The following is a 22360-nucleotide window of genomic DNA, read 5'->3' as shown; positions in this document are numbered from 1 at the left end:
CCCGTGGGACACGGACGGCCCGGCCGGGGAGATCCCCGACCGGGCCGTCGTCGTGCGTGGTGTTACCGGGCGAACGCCTTGTCGATCAGCTCGGCCTGCTCGACCTCGTGCACCTTCGACGAGCCGGCGGCCGGGGCCGCCATCCGGCGCCGGGACACCCGGGTGAAGCTGCCCTGCAGCTGGGGCAGCTTCTGCGGCAGCTCCAGGCCGTAGTACGGCCACGAGCCCTGGTTGGCCGGCTCCTCCTGGACCCAGCGGACGTCACCGGCGGCCTCGGGGTAGCGCTCGAGGACGGCGGCGATCTCCTCGGCCGGCATCGGGTAGAGCCGCTCGACGCGGACCAGCGCGGCCTCGTCCACCGTGGTGTCGCCGTTCTTGCGGCGCTTGTCGCGGGCCGCGGCCAGCTCCCAGTAGATCTTGCCGGAGCAGAACAGCACCCGCTTCACACCGGAGACGGTGTCGCCCTTGCCGGCGTGCTCCGGGTCGTCGATGACCGGGCGGAACCGGCCCTCGGTGAAGTCGGACAGCGGGCTGACGACCTGCTTGGCACGCAGCATCCACTTCGGCGTGAACACCACCAGCGGCCGGCGCACCCCGTCGAGGGTGTGCTGGCGCAGCAGGTGGAAGTAGTTCGCCGGGTCCGACGGCAGCGCGACGGTCATCGAGCCCTCGGCGCACAGCTGCAGGAAGCGCTCGATGCGCCCGGAGCTGTGGTCGGGGCCCTGGCCCTCCAGGCCGTGCGGCAGCAGCAGCGCGACGTCGGAGAGCTGGCCCCACTTGGCCTCACCGGACGAGATGAACTCGTCGATGATCGACTGGGCGCCGTTGACGAAGTCGCCGAACTGGCCCTCCCACATGACGAGCGCGTCGGAGTTGGCGACCGAGTAGCCGTACTCGAAGCCGACCGCGGCGAACTCCGAGAGCGCCGAGTCGTAGGGCAGGAACCGGCCCTGCCCCTCGGCCAGGTTGCGCAGCGGGAAGTACTCCGCACCGGTGTGCCGGTCGATCAGGACCGAGTGCCGCTGCACGAAGGTGCCGCGACGCGAGTCCTGACCGGACAGCCGGACCAGCCGGCCGTCCATCGCCAGCGAGCCGATGGCGAGCAGCTCGGCGAAGGCCCAGTCGACGTCGCCCTCGCGGGACATCTTCTCGCGCTTGCGCAGCACGGGCTCGACCCGCTTGTGCACGGCGAACCCCTCGGGGAGGTTGACGTGCACGTCGCCGATCCGGTGGACGACCTCGAGCGGGACCGAGGTGTCGAGGTCGGACGGGACGAGCTGCTCGGACTCGATCGACGGCGAGATCACCGGCGGGGTCTTCTCGAGCTCGCGCACCTCGTTGAAGACGTGCTCGAGCTGGTTGGAGAAGTCCTTGAGCGCCTGCTCGGCCTCCTCCATGGTGATGTCACCACGGCCGATCAGCGACTCGGTGTAGATCTTCCGGACGCTGCGCTTGGCGTCGATGATGTCGTACATCGACGGCTGGGTCATCGAGGGGTCGTCGCCCTCGTTGTGGCCCCGGCGCCGGTAGCAGATCATGTCGATCACGACGTCGTTGTTCCAGCGCTGGCGGTACTCCACGGCCAGCTTGGCGACCCAGACGCAGGCCTCCGGGTCGTCGCCGTTCACGTGGAAGACCGGCGCGCCGATCATCTTCGCGACGTCGGTGCAGTACTGCGAGGAGCGCGAGTGCTCCGGCGCGGTGGTGAACCCGACCTGGTTGTTGACGACGACGTGCACGGTGCCGCCGGTGCGGTACCCGCGCAGCAGCGCGAGGTTCAGCGTCTCGGCGACGACACCCTGGCCGGCGAACGCCGCGTCGCCGTGCATGAGCACCGGCAGCACGGTGAAGCCGCCGTCGCCCTTGTCGAGCAGGTCCTGCTTGGCGCGGACGATGCCCTCCAGCACCGGGTCCACGGCCTCCAGGTGCGACGGGTTCGCGGTCAGCGAGACCGCGGTCTCGCCGTCGCCGAACATGCGGAAGTACTTGCCCTCGGCACCGAGGTGGTACTTCACGTCGCCGGAGCCGTGTGCCTGGCCCGGGTCGAGGTTGCCCTCGAACTCGCGGAAGATCTGGCTGATCGGCTTGCCGACGATGTTGGCCAGCACGTTGAGCCGGCCACGGTGCGGCATGCCGATGACGACCTCGTCGAGCTCGCGCTCGGCGGCCTTGTCCAGCACGGCGTCGAGCAGCGGGATGACGGTCTCGCCGCCCTCCAGCGAGAACCGCTTCTGCCCGACGTACTTGGTCTGCAGGAAGGTCTCGAAGGCCTCGGCCGCGTTCAGCCGGGACAGGATGTACTTCTGCTCCGAGGAGTCCGGCTTGACGTGCGCGACCTCGATGCGCTCCTCGAGCCACTTGCGCTGCTCGGGGTCGGCGATGTGCATGTACTCCGTGCCGATGGTGCGGCAGTAGGAGTTGCGCAGCAGGCCGAGCACGTCGCGCAGCTTCATGTGGCTCTGCCCGCCGAACCCGCCGACCGCGAAGTCGCGGTCGAGGTCCCACAGGGTCAGGCCGTGGCTGAGGACGTCGAGGTCGGGGTGCCGGCGCTGTCGGTAGTTCAGCGGGTCCGTGTCGGCCATCAGATGGCCACGGGTCCGGTAGGACTCGATCAGCTCCAGCACGCGGGCGGTCTTGTCGACCTCGCCCTCGGGGAAGTCCTGCACCCAGCGGACCGGCTCGTACGGCACCCGCAGCGAGGCGAAGATGTCGTCGTAGAAGCCGTCCTCGCCGAGGAGCAGCTGGTGGATCCGGCGCAGGAAGTCGCCCGACTCGGCGCCCTGGATGATCCGGTGGTCGTAGGTCGAGGTCAGCGTGATGATCTTGGAGATGCCGAGCTCGACGAGGCGCTCCTCGGAGGCGCCCTGGAACGCGGCCGGGTACTCCATCGCGCCGACGCCGACGATCGCGCCCTGGCCCACGGTGAGCCGCGGCACCGAGTGGTTGGTGCCGAGCGTGCCCGGGTTGGTGAGGCTGATCGTGGTGCCGGAGAAGTCCTCGGCGGTCAGCTTGCCCTCGCGGGCCTTGCGGACCATGCCCTCGTAGGACTGCCAGAACTGCGCGAACGACAGGTTCTCGCAGCCCTTGATCGACACGACGATCAGCGTGCGGCTGCCGTCCTTGCCCGCCATGTCCATGGCCAGGCCGAGGTTCACGTGCTCCGGCGTCGCGACCGAGGCCTTGCCGTCGGTCTCGACGAAGTGCCGGTTCAGGTTCGGGAAGTCTGCCAGGGCCCGGACCAGCGCGTAGCCGATCAGGTGGGTGAACGACAGCTTCCCGCCGCGGGTCCGCTTGAGGTGGTTGTTGATGACGATGCGGTTGTCGGCCAGCAGCTTGGCCGGGACCGCACGGACGCTGGTCGCGGTCGGCAGCGTGAGCGACGACGTCATGTTCTTGGCGATGGCGTTCGCGGCACCGCGCAGCGGGGTGGTGGTCGCGCCACCCCCGTCCTGCGCCGGCTTCGCGGCCTTGGAACCGCTGCCCGCGGCGGGCTTGGCCGATGTCCCGTTCGACGACGCCGGGGCCGGTGCGCTCGCGGTGCGCAGGCGCTCCTCGGCGGGCGGCGGCTCGGCCTTCGGGGTGACCGGCGGCGGGACGTCGCGGGAGGTGGCGGTGCCCCTGCCGCCGGCCTTCCCGCCGTTCGTCACGGCCTTCTGGGCCGGGGCGTCGCCGGAGCCGGCCGCGCCGGTCTCCGTGCCGCTCCCGCTGCCCTGGTCGTCCTCGGTGGCCGCGCCTCGGGTGACCCCACCCGAGGACGCCGCCGGGGCGGACCCGTTGCCGGAGGAGGTGTCGGCCGGCTCCTCGGTCCCGACGGACGACGAGGAGGCCTTCTCACCGTCCTTGCCGTAGTCGGCGAAGAACTCGTGCCAGGCCGGGTCCACGGCCGACGGGTCCTCCTGGAAGCGCTGGTACATCTCCTCGACGAGCCACTCGTTCGGACCGAAGTCGCTCGCCTGATGGGAGGTACTGCTCGATGACACTCTGCGTCAACCGCCTTGATAGCTGCTCGATTTGTCGCGACCGGCTACCAGGTTAGTCCCCTCGGCGCGAGACCGGGCAGTGTGCCGGGTCCCACTTCGTGATCGTTTCGTGATCGACCGCACGCGGACGGCGAGCGGCACGATTCAGAAGCCGGGCGGGGACCCGAGGACGCCGACCACCGCGGTCTGCGTCGCCGACTCGGCGACGACCGTCCCGACCGGCGGGCCGACGCGGGCCGGGCGGCGGACGGTGTCGCGCTCGCCGGCGTACTGCCCGTCGACGGGGGAGATCAGCAGCTCGGTGCGGACCGGTCCGTCGTCGTGGACGAGGGTGGGGTGCCGCTCGCCGTCGAGGTTGTCGGTTTCGCCGAGGGAGACGGCCGGCATCCGGCGCAGCGCGGCGTAGAGCACCGCGCGCAGCTCGGCGGGGACCCGGCAGGTCCGCAGCGCGTCGACCGCGCTGGGAAACGGGCCGGTGTAGCCGCGGCCCGGCGGGCTGTCGGCGATCAGCCGGTCCAGCATCGCGGCCGGGTCGCGGGGCAGGCCCGCGAGGAACGCCTCGGTGGGGTTGGCCCACGAGCCGACCTTCGCGGCGGGCCGATGGCCGTGGAGCGCGGCGTAGAAGTCGCCGTGCGGGGCGCGGAAGCGGCCGGTGGGCCACTGGTCGGCGATGTCGAAGCCGTCCTCGATCGCGGCGGCGCCGTCGCCGGACAGCCAGTGCACGCGGCCGGTCAGCTCGCGGTCGAGCAGCCAGTCCTGGGCCGGGTCGAGCGGGGTCCACTGCTGGAGCAGGTGCTCGCTGTAGTGGACGCAGAGCTCGTCGCGGGCGAAGCAGGTCCCCATCCACCAGGCGTGCGTCGCCGTGTGCCGGTACTGACCGGGGGAGATCGGCTCGTCGGAGGTCCGGATGGCGAGCTCCAGCAAGTCGGGCTCCTCGTCATGTCGCGAGTCCTGTCGCGGGTGCCCCGGCAGGGGTTGCCCGGGGCGCCGTGAACCGTGGATGACGTCACACATTCTCTACGCCCTGCCTACGAGCCGTGACGCGACCCCCCGGTACTGGGCCGAACGGCGCAATGCCGCAGGTCCCCTCGTCGGGGGGTGGCGTGGTGCTCACGCGGCCGCGCCGCGGCCGGACAGCCGGAACCCGCGGTAGTCGTCGGCGGCGACGTCGGCGCAGGTCGCGGCGTAGCGGGCGAACCCGCCGGCGTAGGGCATGAACACGCTCGGCTTGCCCGGCACGTTCGCGCCCAGGTACCAGGACGACGCGGCCCGCGGCAGCAGCGTCGCGTCGGCGGCGGCCCGGTTGTGCTCGCCCCAGTCGCGCTCGGCGACCGGGTCGGCCTCGATCCGGTCCCGGCCGGTCGCGCGCAGGTGTGCCAGGCAGCCGGCGATCCAGTCGACGTGCTGCTCGATCGAGGTCGGCATGTTCGTGAGCACCGACGGGCTGAACGGCCCGGTGACGGTGAACAGGTTCGGGAAGCCGGACACGGCCAGCCCCAGGTAGGTCCGGGGGCCCGCGCGCCAGGCGTCGCTCAGCGCGGTGCCGTCCGGGCCGACCGGGTCCAGCCGCAGCAGTGGACCGGTCAGCGCGTCGAAGCCGGTGGCGAACACCAGGTCGTCCACCTCGTGCAGCGCGCCCGAACGCAGCCGCAGGCCACCCGGCTCGACGGCCTCGACCGGGTCGGCCCGGACGTCGACGAGCGTCACGTCGTCGCGGTTGTAGGTCTCGAAGTAGTGGGTGTCGATCGGCGGGCGCTTGGTGGCGAAGCCGTGGTCGTGCGGGAGCAGCGCCTCGGCGGTGGCCGGGTCCTCGACGACCTCCCGGATCCGGTCGCGGATGAACTCCGAGGCGGTGGCGTTGGCGGCCTCGTCGGCGAGCAGGTCCCGGTAGGCCGCGCGGAACCGCAGCCCGCCGCGCTCCCAGGCGGCCCGGTAGACGCGCTCGCGCTCGTCGTCGGGGTCGTCGAGGGCGGAGCGGTCGTCGATCGTGAACGGGTGCCCGTTGGTGGACCCGGCCTGGATCTCGCGGATGTGGTCGTAGTCGGCCTTGTAGGCGCGCGACTCGTCCTCGGTCAGGGGTGCGTTGCGGGCCGGGATGGAGTAGTTCGGGGTGCGCTGGAAGACGGTCAGGTGCGCGGCCTGCTCGGCCAGCACCGGGATCGCCTGGATCCCGGTCGAGCCGGTGCCGACGACGCCGACCCGCCGCCCGGCGACGTCGACGCCGCCGTGTGGCCAGCTGCCGGTGTGGAACCAGCGCCCGGCGAAGTCGTCCAGGCCCGGCAGGTCCGGCACGTTCGCCGCGGACAGGCAGCCGACCGCGGTGACGAGGAACCGGCAGCGCAGGTCGGGGCCGTCCTCGACGGACACGGTCCAGCCCCGGCCGTCGGCGTCGGCGCGGGCCCCGGTGACGGTGGTCGACAGCCGGATGTCACGGCGCAGGTCGAACCGGTCGGCGACGTGGTCGAGATAGGCCCTGATCTCCGGCTGGCGCGGGTAGCGCTCGGTCCAGGTCCACTCCTGCTCCAGCGCGGAGTCGAAGGAGTAGCAGTAGTAGTAGCTCTCCGAGTCGCACCGCGCGCCCGGGTAGCGGTTCCAGTACCAGGTCCCGCCGACGCCGTCGGCGCGTTCCAGCACGACGGCGGACATCCCGAGCCCGCGCAGACGGTGCAGCATGTAGAGCCCGGCGAACCCGGCTCCGACCACGACCGCGTCGAACTCCTCGAGGGCGACGTCCTGACCAACAGCGCTGTCGACCATGTCACCCAGATGAGCACGCCCGCGCGGGCCCGGCAAGCCAGGACCTAGGACATCCAGGTCTTGAGCTTCTCGAACGTGTGGTTCACGTCGTCGGTCATCGGGTTCACGTGCAGGTGGGTGATCCCGTTCTCCTGCAGCGCCGCGATCCGCTCGCGGACGTGGCCCTCGGAGCCGATCAGGGTGACCTTGTCGATGAAGTCGTCCGGGAGCGCGGCCATGGCCTCCTCCTTCTTCCCGTCCAGGTAGAGGTCCTGCACGGTCTTCGCCGCGTCGGCGTAGCCCTGCTTGGCGAACACGGTGTTGTAGAAGTTCTTGCCGCGCGCGCCCATGCCGCCGATGTAGAGCGCGTAGAGGCCGCGGGCGGCCTGGCGGGCCGGCTCGAAGAACTCCTCCTCGAGCGCGACGATCCCGCCGCCGGTGATCTGCAGGGGGCCCAGCTCGGGGGCGCGCTTGGCGTAGCCGGCCTCCAGGGCGGGCCCGAAGACCTCCTGGATCTTCTCCGGCAGCACGACGTGCGGCAGCCAGCCGTTCGCGAGCTCGGCGGTCAGCTGCAGGTTCTTCTCGCCCAGCGCGGCCACCCAGATCGGGATGTCGGCGCGCCGGGGGTGGTTGATGATCTTCAGCGGCTTGCCGAGGCCGGTGCCGCCGGGCAGCGGGATCGGGTAGAGCCCGTCGTTGGTGAGCTTCTCCTCCCGCTTCCAGACCTTGCGGCAGATCTCGATGATCTCCCGGGTGCGCCCGATCGGCTTGTCGTAGGCGACGCCGTGGAAGCCCTCGATGACCTGCGGGCCGGACGCGCCGAGGCCGAGGCTGAACCGGCCGTCGGACAGGGCGTCGAGGCCGGCCGCGGTCATCGCGGTCAGGGTCGGGGTGCGCGAGTAGATCGGCAGGATCGCCGAGCCGATCTCGAGCCGCTCGGTGCGTGCGGCGAGGTAGCCGAGCAGGGAGACGGCGTCGAAGGAGTAGGCCTCGGCGGCCCAGACGACGTCGAGGCCGGCGCGTTCCATGTCGGTGACGGCGTCCGCGTTGCGGATCGGGTCGTCGCCGTAGGGGAGGACGGTGGAGAGCTTCACTCCCCGTTCAGTACTCACAAGTTACTCGTCGGTCAAGTCCGGACCGGGGAGCGGAACCCGAATCGCAACAGGGGGGTTAGCCGCACTGTCCGGTGGGTGGTGCCGCCGGGACAGTGGAGCCATGACGCTCGAGGCCGCACCCCCCCGCAGCACGTCCGCGAAGCGGACGCCCGCGCCGATCGTCGACGGGCAGCGCCCGCCCGGCGCGATGTTCCTGGTCGGACTGTTCGTCGTCCTCCCGACGCTCGCGCTGTTCGCCGCCGTCCCGCTCGCGTGGGGCTGGGGCCTCGGATGGGTCGACGTCGCGCTGTTCGTGGTGTTCTACCTGGTCAGCGGCCTGGGCGTGACGGTCGGTTTCCACCGCTACTTCACCCACGGCTCGTTCAAGGCGAACCGGCCGCTGCGGATCGCGCTGGCGATCGCCGGCAGCATCTCGCTGCAGGGCAGCGTGCTCGACTGGGTCGGCGACCACCGCCGGCACCACGCGTTCTCCGACAAGGAGGGCGACCCGCACTCGCCGTGGCTCTACGGCACCGGCGCGAAGGCGCTGGTCAAGGGCTTCTGGCACTCGCACATGGGCTGGATCTTCAACCGCGACCTCACGAACATGAAGCGGTTCGCCCCGGACCTTCTCACCGACCGCGACATGATGCGCGTGGAGAAGGCGTTCCCGCTGATCGTCGTGTTCAGCCTGGCGGGCCCGGCGCTCGTCGGCGGTCTGGTCACCATGTCCTGGTGGGGCGCGTTCACCGCGTTCTTCTGGGCCGGCCTGGTCCGCGTCGCGGTGCTGCACCACGTCACCTGGTCGATCAACTCGATCTGCCACATCTGGGGCGAGCGCCCCTTCGCCTCCCGTGACAAGTCCGCCAACGTCTGGTGGCTGGCGGTCCTGTCCTTCGGCGAGTCCTGGCACAACCTGCACCACGCCGACCCGACCTGCGCCCGGCACGGTGTGAAGAAGGGCCAGATCGACATCTCGGCCGTCGTCATCCGGGGCTTCGAGAAGCTCGGCTGGGCGACCGCGGTCCGCTGGCCCACCACGCGCCGCCTCGAGAAGCTCTCGAAGAAGCCGGCCGCCACCGCGGCCTGACCCCTCCGCGTCATACGTCCGACGCCCCCGGTGCCTCGTGCACCGGGGGCGTCGTCGTGTCCGGGGTCCTAGCGGCGACGCCGGGCCGGTCGCCGCTTCCCCGCCGTCGACGGGGGGCGCGGTGCCGGCGCGGCCGGGGGCTCGCTGCGGCGGGTCCGGGCGCTGTGCGCCGAGCGGCCGCGCACGATCCCGATGAACTCCTCCATCAGGTCGCTGTTCTCCGCGTCCGGCCAGGTCAGCGCGACGCCGGAACCCGGGGCGTCGACCAGTGGCCGGTAGGTGAGGTCCCGGCGGTGGTGCAGCCGGGCCAGCGACTGCGGGACGACCAGCACCCCGACCCCCGCGGCGACGATCTCGACCGCCTCGGCCGTCGTCGGCGGGGCGTACTCCGCGGCCCGGCCGGGCGGCCCGTCGGGCCAGTCGAGCGTGTCGTCGCCGGTGCGCAGGACGATCTCGTCGGCCAGGTCGGCGACGGTCACCTCGTCGGCCGCGGTCACCACGTGCTCCTTCGGGACGACCACCACGGTGGTCTCGGTGTAGAGCGGGATCGCGTGCAGCCCGGTCCGGTCGATCGGCAGCCGGGCGACGGCGGCGTCCACCGTGCCCGCGCGGACCAGGTCCGCGGCCTCGGCGGCGGTCACCGTGTGCAGCTCCAGGGGGACCCCGGGGCGGCGCTCGGCCCACATCCGGGTCCACTTGCCGGGGGTGACGCCCGGGACGTAGCCGAGGTGGAAGGACGTGGCGGTCACCGGTCGAGGCTAGCCGCATAGCCTGGTGACATGACGCGCCAGAGGTCCGCACAGACGATGAAGCCCGCGACCGCGGCGAAGAAGCTCGGCGTGCTCCTCGACGCCACGCCGGCCGACTTCCGCGAGGGGGTCGTCTCGCGCGACGAGCTCGACGCCCTGCAGGCCGACCCGCCGGAGTGGCTGCGCGAGCTGCGCACCACCGGGCCGCACCCGCGCCCGGTCGTCGCGGACCGGCTCGGGGTGTCGATCTCGGGGCTGGCCCGCGCCGGGATCACCGAGCCGCTGACCACCGAGCAGATCGCCGCGATCAAGTCCGAGGAGCCCGAGTGGCTCGCGCGCGAGCGCGCCACCCGTGCCGAGAGCCAGCGCGAGGCCGCGCGGCTGAAGGCGCAGCAGCAGAAGAAGTAGGACGAGGACCGGAACCGTCCTCGTCCGCCGCCAGGCTCGCGGTATGACGAGCTACCTCCTGGTCCCCGGTTTCTGGATCGACGCGACGGCGTGGAGCGCGGTCGCGGACGACCTGCGCGCCCGCGGGCACGACGTGGCCGCGCTCGACCTCGGCCACGAGCCCGGTGCGACCGCGGAGACCCGCGTCGACGAGGTGCTCACCGCCCTCGGTGACGCGGGCGGTCCGGTCGTCCTGGTCGCCCACAGCGGCGCGGGCCCCGTCTGCGCCGCGGTGGCCGAGCGCGCCCGGGGCCGGCTCGCACACCTCGTGTTCGTCGACACCGGCCCGCTGCCCGACGGCGTCGCGCAGATCGACTTCACCCCGCCCGACGCGCAGGCCGCGACCCGGGCGGCCCTCGCCGGGCACGGCGCGCTGCCGATGCCGGCCCGTGCCGAGCTCGACGCCGCCGGCAGCAGCACCGCCGGCGTCCCGGACGCCGTGTTCGACGATGTCCGTGCCCGCTCGGTGGCCGAGCCGCCCGGGGTGGTGCTCACCGGCGCGCGTCGCGGGACGCCCGACCCCTCGCTGCCCAAGACCGTCGTGGCCTGCAGCTTCGCTCCCGACGACGTCCGGGAGCTGATCGACGCGGGCGCACCCGGGTTCGCGGAGATGGGCGGTCCGGAGTGGACGATCGTCGCGCTCCCGACGGGGCACTGGCCGATGCTGTCCGAGCCCTCGGGGCTCGCGGCAGTGCTCGACGGGCTGGGGTGACCGGCCGCCTCGGTGCGTGCCGCCGGCACTCTGCCAGGGTGCCGGGCCGCGGGTCGAACGCCGAGATGCAGCTCAGCGGGAGTTGTGGATCTCCCCAGCCCGCTGAGCTGCATCTCGGCGTCCGGAAAGCGTCGATAGGCGACTCAGGGTCGTGCGGGGGCGCACCGCAAGCCTTCAGCTGCGTCTCGACGGAGGTGTGCGGCGAGGGCCCGGACACGACGACGCCCGGACCGGTGACCCGGCCCGGGCGTCGTGATGCGCTACGCGACGATCAGACGTCGTAGCGGTCGGCCATCATGACCTTGTCCCACGCGGCGACGAAGTCACGGACGAACTTCTCCTTCGCGTCGTCGGAGGCGTAGACCTCGGCGACGGCGCGCAGCTCGGAGTTCGACCCGAAGACCAGGTCGGCACGGGTGCCGGTCCACTTCACGTTCCCGGAGGCGTCGACGGCCTCGAAGGAGTCGTCGTCACCGGCGACCGAACGCCACTGGACGTCGGAGCCCAGCAGGGTGGTGAAGAAGTCGTTGGTCAGCGTGCCGACCTTGTCGGTGAACACGCCGGCCGTCGACCCGCCGGTGTTGGCGCCCAGCACACGCAGGCCGCCGACCAGCACGGTCATCTCCGGGGCGGAGACGCCGAGCAGGTTCGCGCGGTCGACGAGCAGGAACTCGCCGGGCAGGGTGTGGCCCTTGCCGCGGTAGTTGCGGAAGCCGTCGGCGGTGGGCTCCAGGTAGGAGAACGACTCGACGTCGGTCTTCTCCTGGGTGGCGTCGGTGCGGCCCGGGACGAACGGGACGGTGATGTCGTGCCCGGCGTCCTTGGCGGCCTTCTCCACCGCGGCGGCACCGGCCAGCACGACCAGGTCCGCGAAGGAGATCTTCTTGCCGCCGGTGAGCGAGCCGTTGACGTCGGACTGGAGCGACTCCAGCGTCGAGACGACCTGGCGCAGCGTGTCGGGGTCGTTGACCTCCCACTGCAGCTGCGGCTCCAGGCGGATGCGGCCGCCGTTGGCGCCACCGCGCTTGTCGGACTGGCGGAACGACGAGGCCGCGGCCCAGGCGGTCTTGACCAGGTCGGTGACCGACAGGCCGGACTCCAGCACCTTCGCCTTGATCGACGCGACGTCGTCGGCGTCCACCAGCGGGTGGTCGACGGCCGGGACCGGGTCCTGCCACAGGAGCTCCTCCTGCGGCACCCAGGCGCCGATGTAGCGCTCCTTCGGGCCCATGTCGCGGTGGGTCAGCTTGTACCAGGCGCGACGGTAGGTGTCCTCGAACTCGGACGGGTTGTCCAGCCAGCGGCGGGTGATCTCGCCGTAGGACGGGTCGACGCGCATCGCGACGTCGGTGACCAGCATCGTCGGCTTGCGGTTCGGGTAGCCGGGCTCCGGGTCGGGGATGATCTCCGGCGCGTCCTTGGCGATGAACTGCTTGGCACCCGCCGGGGACTCGGTCAGCTCCCACTCGTAGGCGTAGAGGTGCTTGAGGTAGTCGTGGCTCCACCGGTTCGGGGTCCGGGTCCAGATGACCTCGAGCCCGGAGGTGATGGCGTCACGGCCCTTGCCGGACCGGAAGTTCTGCTTCCAGCCCAGGCCCTGCTCGGTGATGTCGGCGGCCTCCGGCTCGGGGCCGACGTTGCCGTTCTCGTCCGGGTTGGCGGCGCCGTGGGTCTTGCCGAGGGTGTGGCCGCCGACGATCAGCGCGGCGGTCTCCTCGTCGTTCATCGCCATCCGGCCGAAGGTCTCGCGGATGTCGCGGGCCGCGGCGATCGGGTCACCGCTGGCGTCGGGGCCCTCCGGGTTGACGTAGATCAGACCCATGTGCGACGCGCCGAGCGGCTTCTCCAGCTCGCGGTGGGCGAAGTCCTTGCTGCCGCCGTAGCGCGCCTCGTTGCCCAGCCAGACGTTCTCCGAGCCCCAGTAGACGTCCTCGTCGGGCTCCCACACGTCGGCGCGGCCGCCGGCGAAGCCGAACATCGGGAAGCCGGAGATCTCGTGGGCGCGGTTGCCCGCGAAGACCATCAGGTCGGCCCAGGAGACCTTGCGGCCCCACTTCTGCTTGACCGGCCACAGCAGCCGGCGGGCCTTGTCGAGGTTGCCGTTGTCGGGCCAGCTGTTCAGCGGGGCGAAGCGCTGCATGCCTGCGCCGGCGCCGCCGCGGCCGTCGTAGGTCCGGTAGGTGCCGGCCGAGTGCCAGGCCATCCGGATGAAGAACCCGGCGTAGCTGCCGTGGTCGGCGGGCCACCAGTCCTGCGAGGTGGTGATGACGGCGTCGACGTCGCGGGCGAGCTCGTCCAGGTCGACGGTCGCGAACTCCTTCGCGTAGTCGAAGCCCTCGTCCATCGGGTCCGCGGCGGGAGCGTGCTTGCGGAGGATCTTCAGGTTGAGCTGGTTCGGCCACCAGCTCTGGTTGCCGCCACCCTCGGTGGGGTGTGCGATGCGGCCGGCGGCGACGGGGCAACCGCCGTCCTGCTCGCGGTTCATCTCGCTCTCGACGGTGGGGTGCTCGTCAGACACGGGACATCCTCTCGGGATCAGTGGATGAGCAGTCGGGGCACCGGCCCCAGTAGACGACCTCGGCCTCGTCGATCACGAAGCCGTTGTCGTCGGAGGCGGTGAGACAGGGTGCGGAGCCGACGGCGCAGTCGACGTCGGCGATGGCGCCACAGGACCGGCACACCACGTGGTGGTGGTTGTCGCCGACCCGCGCCTCGTACCGCGCGACGGAACCGGTGGGCTGGATCCTGCGGACCAGCCCGGAGGAGTGCAGCGCACGCAGGACGTCGTAGACGGCCTGGTGCGACACCTCCCCGAGGTCCTCCCGCACGACACGGATGATCGACTCCGTGTCCGCGTGCTGGTGGGAGTGCACCGCCTGCAGCACGGCCAGGCGAGGACGCGTCACGCGCAGCGACGCCGCGCGCAGCATGCCCTCGTAGTCCGATGCGTTCGACACGGCGGCGAGACTGCCCGCTTTTCTTGAGTCGGTCAAGTTTCGGCGTGTCTCAGTATGAGACCGGCGCCACGTCAGACGGTGCTGCGCTCCCGGCCCGCCCAGAACGGTGCCCGGAGATCCTTCTTGAGGATCTTGCCGGTCGGGTTGCGGGGGAGCTCCGGCAGGACGTCGACGGTCTTCGGACACTTGAACGACGCCAGGTGGGCGCGCGCGTGAACGAGCAGCTCCTCGGTGTCGACGGTCGCCCCCGGCGCGGCCACCACGCAGGCCTTCGGGACCTCGCCCCACCGGTCGTCGGGCACTCCGATGACGGCGACGTCGCCGACGGTCGGGTGCTCGGCGAGCACCCGCTCGATCTCGGCCGGGTACACGTTCTCGCCGCCCGAGACGATCATGTCCTTGATCCGGTCGGTGACGTAGACGTAGCCGTCGGCGTCGATGTGGCCGCCGTCGCCGGACCGCAGCCATCCGTCCGGGGTGATCGCCGCCGCCGTCGCCTCCGGCTTGTCCCAGTAGCCGCTCATCAGCTGGTCGGTCCGCACCCAGATCTCCCCGGGCTCGTCCGTGCCGAGCCGCTCGCCCGTCGCCGGGTCGCGCACCTCGATCGTGCAGCCGGTGATCGGCCTGCCCGCCGACACCAGCCGGTGCTCGACGGCCGGGTCCCCGTGGTCCTCCGGGCCCAGCGAGCTGACCACGCCGCAGGCCTCGGTCATCCCGTAGACCTGGTGCAGCTTCGGGCCGAACAGCGCCAGCGACGCCCGCATCACCGGCAGCGGCATCGGCGAGGCGCCGTAGGAGATGGCCCGCAGCGACGTGTAGTCGCGGTCGGCCGCGCCCGGCACCTGGGTCATCGCGCCCATCAGCGCGGGCACCCAGAACGTGTGCGTGATGCCCTCCGCGGCGACCATGTCCAGCAGCGCCGCCGGGTCGGGCATCCGGGCCATCACGATCCGCGCGCCCTGGGCGAGCGCGAGGAAGGCGTAGCTGGTCCCGCCGACGTGGAACAGCGGCATCGCGACCTGCACGACGTCGGTCGGCGTCAGCTCGAAGTCCGCGGCGACGTGCGCGGCGTGCGCCAGCATCGCGCCGTGGGTGAGCATCGCGCCCTTCGGGAACCCGGTGGTGCCCGAGGTGTAGAGCTGTACGAAGCAGTCGCCGGGGCCGGCGTCGTAGGGGTCGGTGTCCGGCTCGTGTGCGGCGAGGAACGCCTCGTACTCGTCGGCGTCCCCGCCCACGTGGAGCACCCGCTCCACCGCGGTGAGCTTCTCCCGCAGCTGCCCGACCGCTCCGGCGAACTCCGGGCCGACCAGCAGCAGCCGCGCCCGGGCGTCGCCGATCACGTAGACGATCTCCGGCGGGGCGAGCCGGAAGTTCACGACCGCGTTCGCCGCCCCGATCCACGCGCACGCCAGCGACAGCTCCAGGCACGACGGGTGGTTGAGGTCCAGCACCGCGACCCGGTCGCCCGGGCCGATGCCCTCCGCGCGCAGGGCCGCCGCGAGCCTGCGCACCCGGACGTCGAGCTCGGACCAGGTGCGGCGGACGTCGCCGAAGCGCAGGGCCTCGTCGTCCGGGCGCCCGGTGGCGTGGGTGCGCAGCAGGGAGGACACGGTGCTGGTCGGGTCGATCACGGGGTGGCTCCTCGGGGCTCGTCGCTGAGCGTGTGACGCACGCCATTCAAGTCCGTTTCGTCGGTCTCGCGCCAGTGCCGACCGGATCGGTCCGATCCCGGGACCCCGGGTGCGCGCGGGAAGGCCGGGCGCAGGTCGAAGGGGCCGATGTCGTCGCGGTGGCGCACGACGAGGTCGCCACCGCGACGGAGGAGATCGCGGCCGGGGTGCGGTCGGCGACGTGGCCGGTCGACGACCAGTCGCCGGAACGCACGCGTTCCGTCGGTCGCTAGGGTGAGGGTGTGACCGTCCGACGAGCCACCACCGGCGGAGCGGTGCTACGCCCTCGTGTCACCGAGGCGATCGTGTCCGCGACCTTCGCCGAGCTGGCCGCGGGCGGGTACGCCCGCCTGTCGATGGAAGCCGTCGCACGGCGTGCGGGGGTGGGCAAGGCCGCGCTGTACCGCCGCTGGTCGTCGAAGCAGGAGATGCTGGCCGACCTGGTCCGTCAGGCCGTCGCCGACACGTTGCCCCCCGCTCCGTCGACCGGCGCGTTCCGCAGCGACCTGCGGGAGCTGCTCGGGGAGCTGCGTGACCAGGTGGCCGCCCCGGTGGTGGCGGACGTGGTCCCGACGCTGCTGGCCGAGCTCCGCCACACCCCGGCCCTCGCCGAGGTGATGCAGGCGGACGTGGCCGGCCCCCGGCGGGAGGTCGGCGTGGAGATGCTGCGGGCGGCGGTCGAGCGGGGGGACCTCCCGCCGTCGGTGGACGTCGATCTCGCGGTCGACCTCCTGATCGCTCCGCTGCTGTTCCGGGTGCTGGTCACCGGGGCGGCGTGCGACGACGCGTACCTGGACACCCTCGCCGCGGCGGTCGAGGCGGCGGTGCGCGCCACCGCGTAGCGGTCGTGGTCCCGGCCGCCGCCGTCCGGCCGGTCCCGCGCCGGGGCCGCCTCCCGGCGGGATCCCGGGCTGGGCGAGGATGGCCGGCAGGCGACGCCCCGGTGCGAACCGGGGCGCGACGCGAGAACGGCGGGAGGCCGGAGTGCAGGAGACCGCGTCCACGGACCCGGCGACGGCGGCCGGGAGCGGGCGGATCGTCGTCGAGGGTCTGGGCAAGAGGTTCGGCCCGGTCGAGGCCGTGCACGACCTGTCGTTCACCGTCGAGCCCGGCTCGGTGACCGGGTTCCTCGGACCCAACGGCTCGGGCAAGACGACGACGCTGCGGATGATCCTCGGCCTGGTCGTGCCCAGCACCGGGCGCGCGCTCGTCGACGACGTCCCGTTCTCCGCGCTGACCTCGCCCGGCCGCGTCGTCGGCGCGGTCCTGGAGGTCCAGGGCGTGCACCCGCGGCGCACCGCGCGTGCGCACCTGCGCGCCGCGGCCGCCGCGATCGGCGTCCCCGACTCGCGGGTCGACGAGGTCCTCACGCTGGTCGGCCTGGCCGCCGCCGCGGACCGCTCGGCGGGCGGGTTCTCGCTCGGCATGAACCAGCGCCTGGCCCTGGCCGTCGCGCTGCTCGGCGACCCGCGCATCCTCGTACTCGACGAGCCGGGCAACGGCCTCGACCCCGACGGCATCGCCTGGCTGCGCTCGTTCCTGCAGGCCTTCGCCGCGTCCGGGCGCAGTGTGCTCGTCTCCTCCCACCAGCTGGCCGAGATGGAGCTGACCGCGCAGCGCCTGGTCGTCATCGATCGTGGTGCCTGCCGTTTCGACGGCACCGTCGCCGAGCTGCGCGCCGGCCACGGCTCGCGGGTGCTCGTGCGCGCCGCGGACCCGGCCCGGCTGGCCGAGGCGCTCGCCACGGACGGAATCACCGAGATCGACCGCGTCGACGACGGCGTGCTGGCCGTCGGCGGGGCCGACGCGGTCCGCGTCGGGGACCTGGCGCTCGCCGCGGGCGTCGCCGTGTACGGCATGAGCGAGGAGCGGGCCGGGCTGGAACAGATGTTCCTGCGCCTGCTCGCCGGGGAGGAGCAGCGCTGATGGCGACCGTGAGCCTCGACCGCTTCCGCGCGGTCCTGACCGCCGAGGTCCGCAAGACCCTGTCCACCCGGGTGTGGTGGCTGCTGTTCCTGCCGGTGCTGCTGCTCGCGCTGGCCCAGAGCCTGCTCGGCAGCATCCTGCAGCTGCTCGTGCCGCAGGCCACCGACACCTCGTCGATCCTGATGCTCGCCGGCCTGGCGTCGGCGCTGACCATGACCGCGATCGTCGGCGGCGCCTTCGGGACGCTGCTGGGCACCGGCGACTTCCGGCACCGCACCGTCACGCTGGCCTACCTGACCGGGTCCCGTGGCCAGGTGCTCGCGGCCAAGGCGCTGATCGCCGCCGTCGTCGCCGGGCTGTACGCGCTGTTCCTCGTCGTGGTCGGTCCGCTGCTCGGCGGTGCGGCGCTCGGCGGCCAGCAGCTGCCCGACCTCGGGCGGCTCGCCGGGCTGGGCGCGATCGGCATCCTGGTGTGCGCGCTGTGGGGGGTGCTCGGCGTCGCCGTCGGGACCCTGGTGACCAACCAGGCCGGGGCGATCGCGCTCACCGTCGGCTACCTGCTCATCGGGGAGAACCTGATCGCCGGGGCGCTGCGCGCGGGCGACGGGTCCTCGCTCGGCGACCCGTCGGTGTTCGCCCGGCTGACGCCGTTCCTGCCCGGCAACGCCGGTGACCTCGCGATCTGGGAGCCGGTCGTGAGCTCGGCCGGGCTGGGGGCGCAGTCGCAGTTCGTCCTGGAGTTCCTGGCCGGGGTCAGCGCCCCGCCGCCCGGCTGGGTCGGGCTGCTGGTCCTGGCGGTCTGGACGGCCGCGGGGATCGCACTGGCCGCCGTCGTCGGGGCGCGGCGGGACATCACCTGAGACGAGCCGGCGGCCCCCGGGCCCGGCGCTGCCGTACGTACGGGACGCCGCTCCCGAGCCGCCTCCCGCGGTGAGCACCGCCGTAGCCCTGTCGATCAGCGCATGAGCGTCGTCCGCCCGGCTCCCGGCCGCGCTCGTGTACTGATCGACGGCGCGGGTCCGGAGCGACGAGGTGGCGGCGCAGGGGCGGCGGTGGCCGGGAGTCCGGTGGGCGGTGCGGGAGAGCGGCCGTCGTCGACGGCGGGTGCCCGCCGGCCCCGCGCCGGGCGGCGTCGCCGGGCCGGTTGTCGGGGGGCGGGCATAGCCTGGCGACGTGCCTTCTCCCCACCCCTCCGCACGCCCCGGCTGGATCCGCAGACTGGCCACGGCCTGCATGCGGCACCGCCGCGTCACCGTCGGTGCGCTCGTCGCGTCGATGCTCGGCGTCGGGCTGGAGGCGATCGGTCCGCTGCTGATCCGCGAGGGCGTGAACGGCGCGATCGGCGGGGACACCGGCGTGCTCACGCCGGTCGTCGGCGGGCTCCTGGTGCTGGGCGTGCTGAAGTTCGTCGGTGCCTTCGTGCGCCGCTACCTCGGCGGCAAGATGGCGCTGAACGTGCAGCACGACCTGCGGCGCGCGGTGTTCGGCGCGGTGCAGCGCATGGACGGCGTCCGCCAGGACCGGCTGCGCACCGGCCAGGTCGCCTCGCGGGCCATCTCCGACCTGCAGCTGGTGCAGGGCTTCCTGTCGATGGTGCCGCTGTCGGCGGGCACCGTGGTGCTGGTGGTCGTCGCGATCGTCGCGATGCTGTATCTGTCGCCGCTGCTCACCGTGGTCGCGCTGGTCATGCTGCCGCTGGCGTTCCTGGCGACCAACAGCATCCGGCGCAGGCTGTTCCCGGCCACCTGGTCCGCGCAGCAACGGGCCGCCGAGATCGCCCAGCAGGTCGAGGAGACCGTCACCGGCGTGCGCGTGGTGAAGGGATTCGGACAGGAGGCCCGCGAGACCGCCACGCTGGAGGGACGGGCCCGCCGGCTCTACGGCGAGCGGCTGCGGGCCGCCGGGCTGACCGCGCGGCTCAACCCGATGCTGCTCGCGCTGCCCGGGCTGGGACAGGTCGCAGTGATCGGCGTCGGTGGCTGGATGGCCGCCCGCGGCACGATCGACCTGGGCACGTTCCTGGCGTTCACCACCTACGTCGGAATGCTCGTCGGGCCCGCCCGGCTGATCGGCGCGCTCGTGGTCACCGCGCAGCTGACCCGGGCCGGGGCGGAGCGTGTCTTCGAGATCGTCGACGCCGCACCGGGGATCGTCGACCCGGAGCGTCCGGCCGCGCTGCCCGAGGGCCCGCTGACCGTCGAGCTGGACGACGTCCGGTTCGGCTACGAGCCCGCGGGTTCCGGCCCGGACGGCGACGCCGCCCCCGATCCGGTTCTGGACGGGCTCTCCCTGCGCGTCGAACCCGGCGAGACCCTCGCCCTGGTCGGTCCGCCCGGCTCGGGCAAGTCGACGGTGGCCCTGCTGCTGCCCCGCTTCTACGACCCGCAGGCCGGGCGTCTCGCGATCGGCGGGGTGGACCTGCGCGACCTGCGGCTGCACGACCTGCGCGCCGAGCTGGGGGTGGTGTTCGAGGAGGCGTTCCTGTTCTCCGACAGCATCCGCAACAACATCGCCTACGGCCGGCCCGACGCCGGCGAGGACGAGATCCGCGCCGCCGCCGAGGCCGCGCAGGTGGCGTCGTTCGTCGAGGACCTGCCCGACGGCTACGACACCGAGGTCGGCGAGCGCGGCCTGACCCTGTCCGGCGGTCAGCGGCAGCGGATCGCGCTGGCCCGGGCGATGCTGACCCGGCCGCGGGTGCTCGTGCTCGACGACGCGACCTCCGCGGTCGACACCGCGACCGAGGCCGCGATCCACGAGACCCTGCACGAGCTGACCGCCGAGCGGACCACGCTGCTGGTCGCGCACCGGCGGTCCACCCTGGCGCTGGCCGACCGGATCGCGGTGCTGGACAAGGGCCGGGTCGTCGACACCGGCACCGAGGACGAGCTGCGCGGCCGGTGCGCGCTGTTCCGGGAGCTGCTCGCCACCGGCCCCGCCGACGAGCTCGGCGGCGGTACCCGCGAGCCCGCCGCCCACGAGGCGGCACCCGGCACCGGCACCGGCGCCCGCGTACTCGCCGATGCACCGGTGGGCCCGGCCGTCACCCCGGAGCTGTGGCCGCGGGTCAGCATCGAGGAGGACCCGGACCGGGCCCTGACCCGCGACGGCGGCGGCGCGGCCGGCTGGGCCGGTGGGATCAGCGCGACCCCCGAGCTGCTCGAGTCCGTCGCGAAGCTGCCCCCGGCGAAGGAGTCACCCCGGCTGCGCGGCGACGACGACCCGACCGCCCCCGATCCCGCGTTCCGGCTGTCCTCGCTGCTGCGCCCCGTGCGGTGGCTGCTGGTGCTCGGCGTCGCGCTGATGACCGCGGACGCGCTGGCGACCCTGGCCCTGCCCAGCATCGCCCGGATCGCCGTCGACGACGGCATCGCCGACGGCGCCACCCGGGTCCTGCTGCTGGCGGCGCTGGCCGGGCTGCTGATCGTCGTGCTGGACGCGGTCGTCGTCGGGTTCCAGACGCTGGTCACCGCCCGGGCCGGGGAGAGCCTGCTCTACCTGCTGCGGCTGCGCAGCTACGCGCACCTGCAGCGGCTCGGCCTCGACTTCTACGAGCGCGAGCTGTCCGGCCGGATCATGACCCGGATGACCACCGACGTGGACGCGCTGTCCACGTTCCTGCAGACCGGGCTGGCGCAGGCGGTCGTCAGCCTCCTGACGATCGGCGGGGTCGCGACCGCGCTGGTGCTCACCGACCCGCAGCTCGCGCTGTACGCGCTGGGCTGGCTGCTGCCGCTGCTCGCGGTCGGCACCGTGGTGTTCCGCCGGTTCTCCTCCCGCGCCTACGCCGAGGCCCGCGAGCGGGTCAGCGTGGTCAACGCCGACCTGCAGGAGAACGTGTCCGGGGTGCGCATCGCGCAGGCCTACGTCCGCGAGGAGCTGAGCTACGACCGCTTCGGCGAGCGCTCCGACGCCTACCGCCGGTCGCGGCTGCGCGCGCAGCGCTACATCGCCACCTACTTCCCGTTCGTGGCGTTCCTGTCCGACATCGCCACGGCGGTCGTGCTGTTCGTCGGCGGGACCCGCATCGTCGGCGGGGACATCACCCCGGGCGTGCTCACCGCGTTCCTGCTGTACCTGACCCTGTTCTTCGGCCCGGTGCAGCAGCTGTCGCAGGTGTTCGACGGCTACCAGCAGGCCCGGGTCGGCCTGAACCGGATCTCGGAGCTGCTGCGCACGCCCACCTCCGTCCCGGACGAGCCCGAGCGGCCCGCGCCCGTGCCGCCGCGGCTGCGCGGCGAGGTCGAGCTGGACCACGTGACGTTCCGCTACCCGGGGGTGGACGCCCCCGCCCTCGACGACGTGTCGCTGCGCGTCGGGGCGGGCGAGACCGTCGCGCTGGTGGGCGCGACCGGCGCCGGCAAGTCGACGCTGATCAAGCTGATCGCCCGGTTCTACGACACCGGCGACGGCCAGGTCCGCGTCGACGGCGTCGACGTGCGCCGCTTCCCGCTGGCCGGGTACCGCGCGCGGCTCGGGGTGGTCCCGCAGGAGGCGCACCTGTTCACCGGTGACGTCGCCTCGAACATCGCCTACGGCCGACCGGACGCCCCGCCGGAGCGGATCGAGGCCGCGGCCCGCGCGGTCGGGGCGCTGGGCCTGGTGCGGGCGCTGCCGCAGGGGTTCCGCACCCCGGTGGGGGAGCGGGGGCAGGGCCTGTCGGCGGGGCAGCGGCAGCTCGTCGCGCTGGCGCGGGCCGAGCTGGTCGACCCGGACGTCCTGATCTTCGACGAGGCGACCGCGGCACTGGACCCGGCCACCGAGGCCACCGTGCTGGCGGCGGGGGAACGGGTGGCGTCGCGGCGGACCGCGTTCGTCGTCGCCCACCGGCTGCAGACCGCGCGGCGGGCGGACCGGATCGTGGTGCTGTTCGGCGGTCGGATCGCCGAGGAGGGCACGCACGACGAGCTGGTCCGCGCGGGCGGTCGCTACGCGGCCCTGTGGCGCGCGGGAGAGCTGGAGCCCGAGCCGGACAGCCCGCTGGCCGCACAGACCTGAG

General features: G+C 73.0%; 15 protein-coding genes. 7 read left to right on the top strand and 8 right to left on the bottom strand.

The features are described from left to right. Positions 1–62: 62 nt before the first annotated feature. From ND486_RS10785 to ND486_RS10770, 4 genes are all read right to left on the bottom strand, one after another. A complete protein-coding gene (locus ND486_RS10785) occupies positions 63–3980 on the bottom strand; it encodes a multifunctional oxoglutarate decarboxylase/oxoglutarate dehydrogenase thiamine pyrophosphate-binding subunit/dihydrolipoyllysine-residue succinyltransferase subunit (RefSeq protein WP_251784217.1) in 3918 nt (1305 codons plus the stop codon). Between the two features lie 144 nt (positions 3981–4124). Beyond that, positions 4125–4904 (bottom strand): hypothetical protein, encoded by a 780-nt coding sequence (locus ND486_RS10780; RefSeq protein ID WP_251784215.1) that lies wholly within the window; start codon positions 4902–4904, stop codon positions 4125–4127. 186 nt (positions 4905–5090) lie between these two features. Next, a complete protein-coding gene (locus ND486_RS10775; protein ID WP_251784213.1) occupies positions 5091–6737 on the bottom strand; it encodes an NAD(P)/FAD-dependent oxidoreductase in 1647 nt (548 codons plus the stop codon). 44 nt (positions 6738–6781) lie between these two features. Then, on the bottom strand, positions 6782–7810 hold the full coding sequence (locus ND486_RS10770) for an LLM class F420-dependent oxidoreductase (protein ID WP_251784211.1): 1029 nt from the start codon (positions 7808–7810) through the stop codon (positions 6782–6784). Positions 7811–7931: 121 nt separating this feature from the next. Between ND486_RS10770 and ND486_RS10765 the strand changes: the two genes are divergently transcribed. Continuing rightward, a complete protein-coding gene (locus ND486_RS10765; protein WP_073578549.1) occupies positions 7932–8900 on the top strand; it encodes an acyl-CoA desaturase in 969 nt (322 codons plus the stop codon). 68 nt (positions 8901–8968) lie between these two features. Here the strand turns inward: ND486_RS10765 and ND486_RS10760 are convergent, their stop codons facing one another. Next, entirely contained in the window at positions 8969–9649 is a 681-nt protein-coding gene (locus ND486_RS10760) for a LysR substrate-binding domain-containing protein (RefSeq protein ID WP_374107464.1), read from the bottom strand. A gap of 30 nt (positions 9650–9679) precedes the next feature. Between ND486_RS10760 and ND486_RS10755 the strand changes: the two genes are divergently transcribed. Continuing rightward, a complete protein-coding gene (locus ND486_RS10755; protein ID WP_062397456.1) occupies positions 9680–10057 on the top strand; it encodes a DUF5997 family protein in 378 nt (125 codons plus the stop codon). A 43-nt stretch (positions 10058–10100) separates the two neighbouring features. Then, positions 10101–10808 carry an alpha/beta hydrolase gene (locus tag ND486_RS10750; protein ID WP_251784208.1) on the top strand — a complete coding sequence of 236 codons (708 nt, stop codon included), beginning with the start codon at positions 10101–10103 and terminating at the stop codon, positions 10806–10808. A gap of 271 nt (positions 10809–11079) precedes the next feature. On the opposite strand, the gene katG is transcribed toward ND486_RS10750, so the two are convergent. The 3 genes from katG to ND486_RS10735 form a co-directional block, all read right to left on the bottom strand. Continuing rightward, the gene (gene katG, locus ND486_RS10745) at positions 11080–13293 is read right to left on the bottom strand and encodes a catalase/peroxidase HPI (RefSeq protein WP_251784435.1); all 2214 of its coding nucleotides are present in this window, start codon (positions 13291–13293) and stop codon (positions 11080–11082) included. Between the two features lie 25 nt (positions 13294–13318). Next, complete coding sequence (locus tag ND486_RS10740; protein WP_073578604.1) at positions 13319–13738, bottom strand: Fur family transcriptional regulator; 420 nt, start codon at positions 13736–13738, stop codon at positions 13319–13321. A gap of 98 nt (positions 13739–13836) precedes the next feature. Continuing rightward, complete coding sequence (locus ND486_RS10735) at positions 13837–15396, bottom strand: long-chain-fatty-acid--CoA ligase (RefSeq protein WP_251784206.1); 1560 nt, start codon at positions 15394–15396, stop codon at positions 13837–13839. Between the two features lie 281 nt (positions 15397–15677). On the opposite strand from ND486_RS10735, the gene ND486_RS10730 reads away from it, so the two are divergent. The 4 genes from ND486_RS10730 to ND486_RS10715 all read left to right on the top strand — a co-directional run bounded on the left by ND486_RS10730 (position 15678) and on the right by ND486_RS10715 (position 22359). Next, the gene (locus ND486_RS10730) at positions 15678–16277 is read left to right on the top strand and encodes a TetR/AcrR family transcriptional regulator (protein WP_251784204.1); all 600 of its coding nucleotides are present in this window, start codon (positions 15678–15680) and stop codon (positions 16275–16277) included. Between the two features lie 142 nt (positions 16278–16419). After that, positions 16420–17361 carry an ATP-binding cassette domain-containing protein gene (locus ND486_RS10725; RefSeq protein WP_251784202.1) on the top strand — a complete coding sequence of 314 codons (942 nt, stop codon included), beginning with the start codon at positions 16420–16422 and terminating at the stop codon, positions 17359–17361. Then, positions 17361–18221 carry a hypothetical protein gene (locus ND486_RS10720; protein ID WP_251784200.1) on the top strand — a complete coding sequence of 287 codons (861 nt, stop codon included), beginning with the start codon at positions 17361–17363 and terminating at the stop codon, positions 18219–18221. Before ND486_RS10725 ends, ND486_RS10720 begins: the two co-directional genes overlap by 1 nt. Positions 18222–18594: 373 nt before the next feature. After that, on the top strand, positions 18595–22359 hold the full coding sequence (locus ND486_RS10715; RefSeq protein ID WP_251784434.1) for an ABC transporter ATP-binding protein: 3765 nt from the start codon (positions 18595–18597) through the stop codon (positions 22357–22359). Position 22360 lies beyond the last annotated feature (1 nt).

Source organism: Pseudonocardia sp. DR1-2, from assembly GCF_023717215.1.
GTDB classification, from domain to species: Bacteria; Actinomycetota; Actinomycetes; order Mycobacteriales; family Pseudonocardiaceae; genus Pseudonocardia; species Pseudonocardia alni.
Note: the sequence above shows the minus strand (reverse complement) of the source record. Positions and strands in the feature narration are given on the sequence as shown.